At 33.9% G+C, this 11,449-nt stretch carries 9 protein-coding genes and 1 tRNA gene; 4 read left to right on the forward strand and 6 right to left on the reverse strand.

Annotated elements, in window-relative coordinates; all coding sequences use genetic code 11:
• Positions 1 to 66: 66 nt before the first annotated feature.
• Genes ACEN25_RS08200 through ACEN25_RS08225 form a run of 6 tightly spaced genes read right to left on the reverse strand, consistent with a single transcriptional unit; the run spans position 67 to position 5,535 of the window.
• Positions 67 to 1,353 carry a hemolysin family protein gene (locus ACEN25_RS08200; RefSeq protein WP_441802480.1) on the reverse strand — a complete coding sequence of 429 codons (1,287 nt, stop codon included), beginning with the start codon at positions 1,351 to 1,353 and terminating at the stop codon, positions 67 to 69.
• A 3-nt stretch (positions 1,354 to 1,356) separates the two neighbouring features.
• Positions 1,357 to 1,551, reverse strand: coding sequence for a hypothetical protein (locus tag ACEN25_RS08205; RefSeq protein ID WP_028376457.1), 195 nt, complete (start codon positions 1,549 to 1,551; stop codon positions 1,357 to 1,359).
• A complete protein-coding gene (gene lptC / locus ACEN25_RS08210) occupies positions 1,551 to 2,141 on the reverse strand; it encodes an LPS export ABC transporter periplasmic protein LptC (RefSeq protein WP_441802481.1) in 591 nt (196 codons plus the stop codon). The genes ACEN25_RS08205 and lptC overlap by 1 nt, the downstream gene beginning before the upstream one ends.
• A complete protein-coding gene (locus ACEN25_RS08215) occupies positions 2,142 to 3,515 on the reverse strand; it encodes a tetratricopeptide repeat protein (RefSeq protein ID WP_441802482.1) in 1,374 nt (457 codons plus the stop codon). It abuts the gene before it with no gap.
• Between the two features lie 32 nt (positions 3,516 to 3,547).
• On the reverse strand, positions 3,548 to 4,804 hold the full coding sequence (locus ACEN25_RS08220) for a hypothetical protein (RefSeq protein WP_441802483.1): 1,257 nt from the start codon (positions 4,802 to 4,804) through the stop codon (positions 3,548 to 3,550).
• Entirely contained in the window at positions 4,804 to 5,535 is a 732-nt protein-coding gene (locus tag ACEN25_RS08225) for a type III pantothenate kinase (protein ID WP_441802484.1), read from the reverse strand. Before ACEN25_RS08225 ends, ACEN25_RS08220 begins: the two co-directional genes overlap by 1 nt.
• A gap of 146 nt (positions 5,536 to 5,681) precedes the next feature.
• Here ACEN25_RS08225 and ACEN25_RS08230 point away from each other — a divergent pair.
• The 4 genes from ACEN25_RS08230 to ACEN25_RS08245 all read left to right on the forward strand — a co-directional run bounded on the left by ACEN25_RS08230 (position 5,682) and on the right by ACEN25_RS08245 (position 11,248).
• Positions 5,682 to 5,754: transfer RNA gene (locus ACEN25_RS08230), tRNA-Phe, on the forward strand.
• Positions 5,755 to 6,004: 250 nt separating this feature from the next.
• A complete protein-coding gene (locus ACEN25_RS08235; RefSeq protein WP_441802485.1) occupies positions 6,005 to 6,856 on the forward strand; it encodes an EcsC family protein in 852 nt (283 codons plus the stop codon).
• A 106-nt stretch (positions 6,857 to 6,962) separates the two neighbouring features.
• Positions 6,963 to 8,183, forward strand: a complete 1,221-nt coding sequence (dinB, locus tag ACEN25_RS08240) for a DNA polymerase IV (RefSeq protein ID WP_028376464.1) — start codon at positions 6,963 to 6,965, stop codon at positions 8,181 to 8,183.
• A 32-nt stretch (positions 8,184 to 8,215) separates the two neighbouring features.
• Positions 8,216 to 11,248: a DNA polymerase III subunit alpha gene (locus ACEN25_RS08245; protein WP_441802486.1), complete on the forward strand. Its 3,033-nt coding sequence runs from the start codon at positions 8,216 to 8,218 to the stop codon at positions 11,246 to 11,248.
• The last annotated feature ends 201 nt before the right edge of the window (positions 11,249 to 11,449 follow it).

Genomic DNA, 11,449 nt, shown 5'->3' on the forward strand with positions numbered 1-11,449 from the left:
ATACCATTTTAAATGAAAAAATGAAATGTAAAATCAGCAAAATAAAAAGAGTTATTAATCTAGGTATTAATCGTTTTCAACAACACGTACCTTTACCAATTCAATTTTTGTATTTGAGGTTTGAATAATATGAAATTGATACCCCTCGATATCCACAATATCACCTTCTTCAGGAATCCCCTCAGTATGATTTACAATAAGTCCTCCCAGGGTTTCATAATTCTCATCTTCAGGCAATTCTAGCTTATAGGTTTCATTTAAATAATCAACTTCAAGTCGTGCCGAAAATTTATAAGTGTCTTCTTCTAATACCTCTTCGATAAGAACCACACTATCATGCTCATCTTCAATCTCGCCAAATAACTCTTCTACAATATCTTCAACGGTCATCATACCGCTAGTACCGCCATATTCATCTATAACTACAGCCATACTTTTGCGCTTTTTGATTAGTATGTTTAAAACATCTTTTACAAGCATAGTTTCCGGCACAAAGATCACAGGCATCAATACATCTGTAATGGTTACTGGCTTTTTAAAGAGTTCAAAAGAGTGTACATATCCTATAATATCATCTATAGAGTCTTGATATACCAGTATTTTTGAAAGCCCTGTTTCTGTAAATTGTTTATTTAAATCTGAAGGAGATTGATTTTTCTCAACCGCTACAATTTCGGTACGCGGTATCATTACTTCGCGTGATTTAACTTCTGAAAATTCTAAGGCATTCTGAAAGATTTGTATTTCAGAATCTAATTCTTCATTGGTTTCAAAAGAATCTATTTGCTCATTTATATAATTCCCCAATTCAACTTTAGTAAAAGCCAATTGGACTTCGTCACCATCAGTTTTAAAAAATTTCTTTAAAAGTAAATCTGAAATCCAGATGATAAAAGTTGACAAGAAACTAAAAACAACGTAAAATAGATATGCAGGAACCGCAAAAATCTTTAGCAGTGAGTTTGCATAAATCTGAAAAAATACTTTAGGTAAAAATTCTGCAGTAAATAGTACAAGTAGTGTAGAAATAATTGTCTGCGTTAGCAAACTAAATTCTACAAAAAAGTTAGTAAGCCACGCATAACCAAAATCTGCACCCTCTAACCAACCCTGTAAAAGATCACCCATAAAATAGGCATAGATTACCAGTGCCAGATTATTTCCCACCAGCATGGTCGCAATAAACTTAGATGGTTTTTCGGTTAAACGGGTAAGAACTTTAGCAATAAGATCATTTTGTTTTTTTTCTATCTCGATATGAATCTTATTAGAAGAAACGTATGCTATCTCCATACCCGAGAAAAATGCGGAAAGAATTAAGGAAACTACAATGATCAGAATTTCTGTTTCCATATATTATTTCTGACTGCCTTGTTCATACTTTTTCCTAAAGCGACGCTTAAAGAAGTACATACCTATGGCAATTACTACGAAAAACAAATAAAGATAGGCTTTACTAGGCTCTACAGACCATACTCTTACCGCTTCAAATAAAAACAGTGCAGCAAAAATTAAGTAGGCGTATTCGAAATATTTAAAGTACTTAGACATTATAATAAGCTATCATTTTTAGTAGAATCTGGATTTTCTTTAACATACATTCTACTTTGATTATCTAAAGATATAAAATTTTTGAAGTCCTCACTGCTGTCAAATAAATCTCCACTATTATAGGAATCATCAGGAAACTTAATAGTGTAAGGCTTATCTGTAAAAACCCATTTATTTCGTTGATCCCAAAACAATTGAGAGGCATCTAATCGCGTGGAATCGCTTGTTATAAGAACCACATTTTTACGCATATCAATTAAATTTGTTCGGGTGTATCTAATAGCGTAGTCTGCCGTAATATAATTCTCTTTCTTAGCGTCATCTATAAAAGTAACTTCTACACCATTAGGAAACTCTTGATACGGAAAGTTTAATAAGCCATAATCTATAAGTAATGGCGTTTTTAGCGTAGCAACTACTTTACCAGAATCTGTATATTTTAAAACAACGCCTTCACCTTCTGCAGAAGGACCATCTGTACGCTGGTTAAACTTTTGTAATTCTTCTGAGCTGTTACCACAACTAAAAAACAAAGTCACAGCTAATGCTGTGACTAAGTTTAAGATTATATGTTTATGTGATGTACTCACTTATAAATTTGGAACGGTAACTCCGCCACCTACCCAGCAGCTAAAGTTAATACGTTGACCAGCGTTACCAGCGTTAAAAATCATCGTACGATCTGGAGCTAAACCTCTATAAGCAGCGGCAGTTTTTTGAGCAACACCAGATAAAGAAGGATCAATAGCTCCTGCACGAGCAGCCATATCTGCAGCTAACCAATAGATTGCTCTTTTATTGAACACACTATCACCACAGCTGTTTGCGCTACTTGCATACATATCTGCAATTTTAAGATATACAATACCCATTGAAGGTTTTGCTCCTACAGCTTTTAAGTAGTAGCTGCGTGCGTTACTCATACTTCCTTTTTTTCTAAAGTTCTCAGCTAGCTGATAAAATACTTTAGCTTTTTTAGAAGGGTCTGTTTGACGATTTGCAGACTCCTCATAATACTTTAATGCGTTAGCATTTTCACCACGTTGCTCTGCAAGACGACCTAAGTAATAAGACGTTTCTGCAGAAGGCTCTAATGTATTTAATTGCTCAACTAACTTTACAAATAGCGGACTATCTGTACATTCTTTAGAAACTAAACGTCCTGCAGCATTTTTAACCCAGGTCACATCACCTTTCTTCTCTTCCCAGGCAGCCTCATAAAAAGGAACTAGACGATCACAATCAGCTAAAACTCCTAATTTTTGATTGATACCTGCAGAAACTTTAGAGTAGTTATCTAGGTTTACTTCTGCAACCTGCTCTAATTTTTTCTCTTGAGCAGTAAGTGCAGTACCTGCCTCTTTTTTCTCTAAGATTGTTTCCATACGCTTAGCGTAACCATCTTGCTCTTCAGTGATTTTTTCCTGTACTTTATCATACATATCAAAAACTTCCTGCAACTCAATAGAACCTGCTTCTTGTAACTCAACAGCTACTACGAAGTACTCGTATAAACCTTTTGCATTTGTAAATGTTGCTTTATCAGTTTCCCAGGCTTTATTAAATTGAGCGTATTGCTCTTGAGCAGTTCCTATTTTGTTGTCATACATTATAGTTGCTACATCGGCAAGATCTTCACCTTCATTAGTTTTTGCAGCAAAATGAGTTTTCTTCTCTTGATACATTTTCTTTAAATCTTCAAGAAAAGCCATTTGCTCAGCTCCTGAAGTTTTTTCGATTTTGTATTTTAAGATACGCTCTCCATATTGATACAACGCAAAAGAAGTAGTAGGACACTCTTTACGTAATTTCATAAATGGCTCATAAGCTGCATCGTAATTTTTAACTTTTGCGTGCTCAGAAAAAATAGACATTGTTGTAACGCATTCTTCAGTAGCTTGAGCGCTAACGAAATTTACTGCTCCTACAAGGGCTATAAATAGTAATGTTAATTTAGTTTTCATCATTAAATGGTTTAAAAGCAATATTAATAATTTTAGTTGTATTTGTTAGGCACAAACCACGGTCTAAGTGGATTTAATGACAAACTAAGGCCTACTTTAAAAAAATCTTCTTTAACTAAGCCTGCGTTTGTTGTTCCGCGTTGACCGTATTCAAAAGTTAAGTTGGCATTACTAAATCCTCGTCCTAACGGTAACCCAAGACCAAAAGATATGCCAAACTCATCAATAGACTCGTTTTGTATCATTAAACCTGATTCTTCATATCGAGCACCCAGCCTATAAGTAACTCTACTCCAATAACTTGTGATAGAATTATAGTCTGGAACAAAATATCCTCCTAAACGATATTTAAATGAATCATCGTAAGCTGCCTCAGGAGTAATAAAAGATCTATTAGTTAATTTACTGCTTTCTAAAAACTCTACCTGCCCCCCAGCGAACCATTTGTTAGTCTCTCCAAACCCTAATCCAAAAGAATACATATTAGGCACAATACTTTCTGTATCTGCTAAATTAGTATCTTGAGAATCTATAACGCTAACAACTGCTTTATCTGTCTGTGAATAAACAACAGACTGTAATGATCTGTCATTACTTAATGTTAAACTAGTCTCCGGCTGAAAACTTACTGAAGAATAAACTTTATATTTTTTTGCTAATGTAGCTTCATACTGAGCCCCAAAATTATAAGTTAATCCCTGAATATCAGATCTATCAATTTCACGCACACTATATTGCTGACCTGCATCTACCTGAATAATTTCATTACGAATGTTTCCGAAGTTATAACTTCCTTCCGCTCCCAATCTGAAGTTCTTAAAAATCTCAATACCCGCTGCTAAGAATGCGCGATTAGCTCCACCTCTACCAGAATACTGAGTAAGGCTTGTTTCGCCCGCATTTAATATTTGATAGTCAACAGAAGTTTCGGGAACTAAACCAAAACCTACTCCTAATTTTTTAGAAATCGGAAACGCCAGGGCTAAATAATCTATTGTAGTAGAAGTGGTATGACCGTTTTCGCCATTACTGGTTAAATCTGTTTCTCTATGATTAGCACCTATTGTAAAGTTTGTCAACTTTAAAGCACCATAACCAGCTGGATTTCTAAAATTGATATGGGTACTATCTCCTAAAATACTCAAACCTCCCATTGCTTGATTCTCCACCGAACCTTTAAAGTTCGAAATCCCCAAACCGTAAAAAGAATACGGTGAAGAATTACCTTCCTGAGCGAACGCAGAAGCCGAGATACAAACCAAAACAACTACTAAAAATCTTTTTATCATTAACTTTTATTAAATACTGTTATATAATTCAGTCCTTTCAGGAGAAAATTTGAGTTGGCAAAGATGCCATTTTTTAGCCTACCAGACAAAAATAGCCCGTCTCCTCCTGTTAAAATAATCTTTAAATCTTCAAATTTTACTTTATACCAGTCTATTAGACCGTCTATTTCAGCTATTAAACCATTCACAACACCAGACTGCATTGCCTCATTTGTGTCTTTGCCTATTACATCAATTACCGTTTCTACAGGTGTTAATTGTGGCAATCGTGCAGTAAATTTATGCATCGCATTAAAACGCATTTGTAAACCCGGAGAGATTGAACCTCCCTGATAGGTATCACTCGCATCTTTAAAATCATATGTAACACACGTGCCGGCATCAATGATTAACACATTTTTACCAGAAAAATCTTCATGTGCACTTGCAACTAAAATCATCCTATCTAGGCCTAGTGTTTGTGGAGTTTTATAACCATTTTTAAAGGGCATAGGTGTTTGTGACGATATTAATTCAAAAGAAAGACCCCTATTTTCTATAAACGTGACAAAATCTTTTGAATTGCCTGTAGCACAAATCACGATATGGTTTATTTCAAATTCTTTTGTAATTTTTACAAATTGCTTTTTTGCAGCATCAACACTACCAGCCCAATTACTTTTTAAAACATTCTGATCAAATACCCCAAACTTAATACGGGTATTACCTAAATCGATTGCCAGATTTATCATTGCTGATTTTTTTTTTGCAATAATACAAATACTCGAAGCCTCGCGCTCATACATTTAGCAAAAGCTCACAAAAAAAAATCATTAATTCTCATAAAATAGGTTGTGCAATCTAAAAATTGATTTTATATTTGCAGCCGCTTAGGCAAGGTACCTTAGCTCAGTTGGTAGAGCAACGGACTGAAAATCCGTGTGTCCCTGGTTCGATTCCTGGAGGTACCACAACAAAACCCTGAAACTTATGTTTCGGGGTTTTTTGTTTTTACACTTTTTTTAAATAATTAAATCTCTTTTCCCAAGCATCTCTTTTAATATATTTTGAGAAGCATTTATTTACTTAGCTATTTGAAATCAGAATAACTTACAGTAGGGTGTTTTCGTGAAAATAATGAATGAAATTAAACGTTAGAAATGTGTAAATAAAAAATTATAGCGTTTAAAAATTTTTAAATCGAATTAACTAAAAGTATCAATGACAGATTTAGCACAACTAGAAAAAATAAGTTTGGAAGATTTGGTTTTAATCAAAAAATCTAAAAAAGACCTTGATGAAGTTTCCTTTTTAATGCGTGCTTTAAACACCATAGGTACACCTATAGATTCTGGCTTGACATTACTTCCTGAAAAATATCAGGACAAAATAAGCAGCACTATTCAAAAAGCCCTTCAACTTTCTGTAAAGGCAAATTTGAAAACACTTAATAAAGGAAGACAATACACTCCCTCTTCAAACATTACCTACAAAGTGGTAACCGGTCTTTCTGGTGCTACAGGTGGTTTTTTTGGGGTAGCTGGTTTCACTGCAGACTTATTGATTTCTACAAAATTTATGATGCGATCTATTATGGATATCGCGCGAAGCCAGGGAGAAGATATTCACAATATAAATACACAATTAGCGTGTCTGCAAGTTTTCGCATTAGGTGGGACATCTGACGATGATGACGAACTAGATACAAGTTATTACGCAACCAGGGCGGCACTGCATACAGCTATGAATCAAACCAGTGTTTATATTGCAGAAAATGGTACCAAAAATATAATTGAAGCACTAGCTTCTCAAACAGCTGCACCACTAGCAAAACTTATTAATCAGGTTGCGGCACGTTTCAGTGTTCAGGTAAGTGAAAAATTTGCTGCTCAGGCAATTCCTGTATTAGGTGCTGCTGCTGGTGCGTCTATCAATGTCTTATTCATTTCTCATTTTCAAAAAATAGCAACCGCACATTTTACATTGAGACGCTTAGAACGTAAATATTCTAAAGCACTCATTCAGGAAACTTATGAACATATAAAACCTAAACAACTTCCTATTTCTGAATAACTTAAAAAATTTTTAATAATTTAAAACTGAATAATTAACTATTCAGAAATCAGATTATTTCCTAAAATTAGGAATATTTCCATATTTTTGTAATAATTCCAATTTTATGAATCGAAATATACTACATCTAGATCTTGACACTTTTTTTGTCTCTTGTGAACGCTTAGCGAATAGTAAACTCATAGGAAAACCTGTTATAGTAGGAGGCACTGGAGATCGCGGTGTGGTTAGCGCAGCAAGTTATGAATCAAGAAAGTATGGTGTTCACTCAGGAATGCCTATTAAAATGGCAAGACAACTTTTACCACAAGCATTTTATATAAGAGGGAATGCCGGCACCTATACTAAGTATTCAAAAATGGTTACCGATATTCTTCAGCAAGAAGTTCCTATTCTAGAAAAAGCTAGTGTTGATGAATTTTATGCAGATCTCACCGGTATGGATCGCTTTTTTGGTTGCTACAAGTTTGCTAAAGAACTACGTTCAAAAGTAATTAGAGAAACGGGATTACCTATTTCTTTTGGACTTTCTGTAAACAAAACGGTTTCTAAAGTTGCTACTAATGAAGCGAAGCCAGACAGTCAGCTTAAAGTTGATGCTGGTTATGAAAAACTATTTCTTGAACCGCTTTCTATAAAAAAAATACCTATGGTGGGCGAGAAAACATTCCGTACGTTTTGCAACCTTGGAGTAAAGAATATAGGTCTTGTTCAGCAAATGCCGGTCGAGATGATGATTTCCGTTTTTGGTAAAAATGGGAGAGTAATTTGGGAACGCGCAAATGGCATAGACCGCTCTCCTATTATTCAATACCACGAGCGTAAATCTATATCAAGTGAGCGCACTTATGGGCAGGATACCACAGATATACATAAATTGAAAACAACTATTCATGCAATGGCTGAAAATCTGGCTTTTCAGTTGCGTCGTGGTAATAAATTAACTTCTTGTATTACGGTTAAAGTTCGGTATTCAGATTTTCAAACTTTTTCTAAGCAACTAAAAATACCATACACTGCTGCAGATCATAATTTGATACCACAGGTATTAGAGATTTTTGAAAAATTGTATAATAGGAGATTACTTATTAGGCTGGTGGGTGTTCGCTTTAGCGGCCTTACTGAAGGTCATTATCAAATAGATCTTTTTGAAAATACAAACCGTACCGTAAGTCTATATAAAGCTATGGATGAAATACGTATACGCTATGGCGATCGCAGCGTAATGAGAGCGGCTACTATGGGAGAAGGCTCCAGAACTATAGGTGGTCAGGGAAATCCCTTTAATGGCCAGCCTCCTATAGTTTTAGCTCATAGGCATCAATAAGACACATCTCTAATTAAGCAAATAATTTAATTATGTTTTTAAACTGTCATACGTATTTCAGTCTAAGATACGGTACGCTTTCAGAAGAAGAGTTAATTGATCTTGCTATTCAAAATAAGCAAAGCTGTATTGCGCTCACAGATATTAATAACACTTCTGCCTGCTTAAAGTTTATTAGTAAGGCTAAAGAAAAAAAAATAAAGCCTGTAGTAGGTGTAGATTTTAGAAATGGTATGCGACAGTGCTACGTCATGCTTGCACAAAATAATAATGGATTTTTAAATATTAATAGTTTCTTATCTAAGCATTTACACGATAAAACTAAATTCCCAGATCATTCACCTCTAATTTCAGATGCTATTATTATCTATCCCTTTGAAAAAGTACTCGAACTCGATAAATTTAGTTTTTTAGAAAATGAATATATAGGAGTCGCTTTCAAAGAACTAAATAAGCTTCGTTTTTCTAGTTATAGTAGTTTTAAAAATAAACTTGTTCTGCTTCAGCCAGTAACTTTTCGTCATAAAAAAGATTTCAATACCCATCGCCTTTTACGAGCGATAGACACTAATTCTCTACTTAGTAAATTACCAAAAGAAGAACAGGCGTCGCCAGATGAGAAAATACTTTCTTCGGAAATAATTAATCAGATTACTGTAGAGTATCCCCATATTATAGAGAATACTACTTCAATTTTAAATTCGTGTACCATTCATTTTGACTTTTCAAAAGATAGAAAACCTCAAAATCTAAAAACAGTTTTAGGTTCTGAAGAATTAGATTTTATAAAACTCAATGAACTTTGTCAATTAGGTTTACCACAACGTTATGATAAAATTACAGTCCAAATAAAACAGCGTGTAGAAAAAGAACTCACGCTTATTAAAAGTCAAAATTTTGTTTCATTTTTTTTAATAAACTGGAAAATTATAGAATATGCACGCAGTAAAAACTATTTCTATGTAGGTAGAGGTAGTGGTGCTAATAGTATTGTTGCTTATCTATTGCGTATTACAGATGTAGATCCTATTGAACTTGACTTATATTTTGAACGGTTTATGAATGAATTTAGAAGCAGTCCTCCAGATTTTGACATCGACTTCTCGACCTGGGATCGAGAAGATGTAACATCATTTATTTTTGAAGAATTTGGGCAAAATAACCAGGCTGCTCTTCTAGGATCTTATGTAACTTTTAAACATAGCGGGGCTGTAGGTGAATTAGGAAAAGTTTTTGGCTTACCTAAACATGAAATAGATAAACTTAGTGATGGTCGTTATAGTTTTGGTCAACTTGATGATATATCAAAATTAATTTTAAAATACAGTACCTATTTAAATGACAAACCTAATTACTTAAGCATTCACGCTGCAGGAATTTTAATTGCAGATAAACCCATTCATTACTTCTCTGCGACCCACTTACCTCCTAAAAATTTTCCGACTGTACAATTTGATATGCATATTGCAGAAGATGTTGGCTTATACAAGTTTGATATTTTAGGCCAGCGAGGATTAGGAAAAATAAAAGATGCTATAGACATTATAAAAAAAAATCATCCAGAAGCTCAACTTCCAGATATACACAATGCAAGTTTGTTTTTTAAAGATTCAAAAATCAATAAAATGATTTCGCAAGCAGAATGTATAGGATGTTTTTATGTAGAATCACCAGCTATGCGTATGCTTTTAAAAAAATTAAAAGTTGACAATTATCTTACCCTCGTAGCAGCAAGTTCAATTATTAGACCAGGGGTAGCTAAAAGTGGTATGATGCGCGAATATATTTTAAGACATAGAAATAAGGAGCGGCGCAAAGAAGCGCACCCGGTGTTGTACGAGATTATGCCAGACACCTATGGCATTATGGTATATCAAGAAGATGTTATTAAAGTGGCACATCATTATGCAAAGCTTGATTTAGCAGAAGCAGATGTATTGAGAAGAGGAATGAGTGGGAAGTACAGATCTAGAAAAGAATTTCAAGATGTAAAAGATAAATTTAAATCTAACTGTATTCATAATGGGGAAAAACAAGAAATAGTAGATGAAGTATGGCGGCAAATAGAGAGTTTTGCCGGTTATGCATTTGCCAAAGGTCATTCTGCATCTTATGCTGTAGAAAGCTATCAAAGTCTTTATTTAAAATGCTATTACCCTTTAGAATACATGGTCGCAACCATAAATAATGGCGGTGGTTTTTATAATACCGAAACTTATATTCACGAAGCCCGTATGAAAGGGGCTATTATTGAAGCACCTTGTATAAACCAAAGTAATATTGAAACAATAATAAAGAATAAAACTATTTATTTGGGACTTCAGCATCTAGACAGTCTTGAAAAAAAATCTATGATTAAGATTATAAACGCACGAGCTTTTAGTTCTTTTAAATCGTTTACAGATTTTATTCAACGTGTACCTTTAAGTATAGAACAGCTTGATATATTAATACGCATAGATGCACTAAGAAGCTTAGGTAAAGATAAAAGAAGCTTATTATGGGAAGCTTATTACAAAGAAAACAACACTCCTAAAATTGAAAATCAAAAACAGTTTTTTAATATATCAATGCAAGATTTTAAGTTACCGAGATTTGAAATAACGAAATTAGAAAATGCATTTGATCAATTAGAACTACTTACTTATACATTAGAAACCCCATATTTATTATTAGAGCGTGAACTTAAAAACACAATATGTAGTAATGATTTAGAGAATTATTTAAATAAGATAATCAACATTTATGGATATTTAGTAACTGTAAAAAAAGCAATTACCTCAAGGAAAGAATACATGTATTTTGGCACATTTTTAGATCAACAAGGGAATTGGTTAGATACGGTACATTTTCCTGATATTGCCAGGAAATATCAATTTAGCGGAAAAGGAATTTATAAAATTACAGGTAAAGTAGTTGAAGAATTTGATTTTTTTTCTGTTGAAGTGTATAAACTAGTGCGAATGGCCTATGTGGCTGATCCAAGATTTGACGCAACTTATAATCGTAAAGATTCTCCACAAATCTCAGGTAGGTTAGCTAATGAGGTAAAACGTTTAAGTTAAGAGAACCTGATCCCCAGATCGGGGCTTTTGGCTTCAATCTTTTTGACGCTATTGCTTGAAAGAAGGATTTTCACTACTATCCCTAATACAGTGAGATAGTAATTTTCTGTTTTCTAATTTCTGCTTTCTATTTTCTGTTCTCTATTTTCTCTTGTCTCAAGTCTAATATCTCAAGTCTACGATCTGAGTTTAGGGCAAAAA

This window comes from Leeuwenhoekiella sp. W20_SRS_FM14, assembly GCF_052119605.1.
In the GTDB taxonomy this organism is placed as follows: domain Bacteria; phylum Bacteroidota; class Bacteroidia; order Flavobacteriales; family Flavobacteriaceae; genus Leeuwenhoekiella.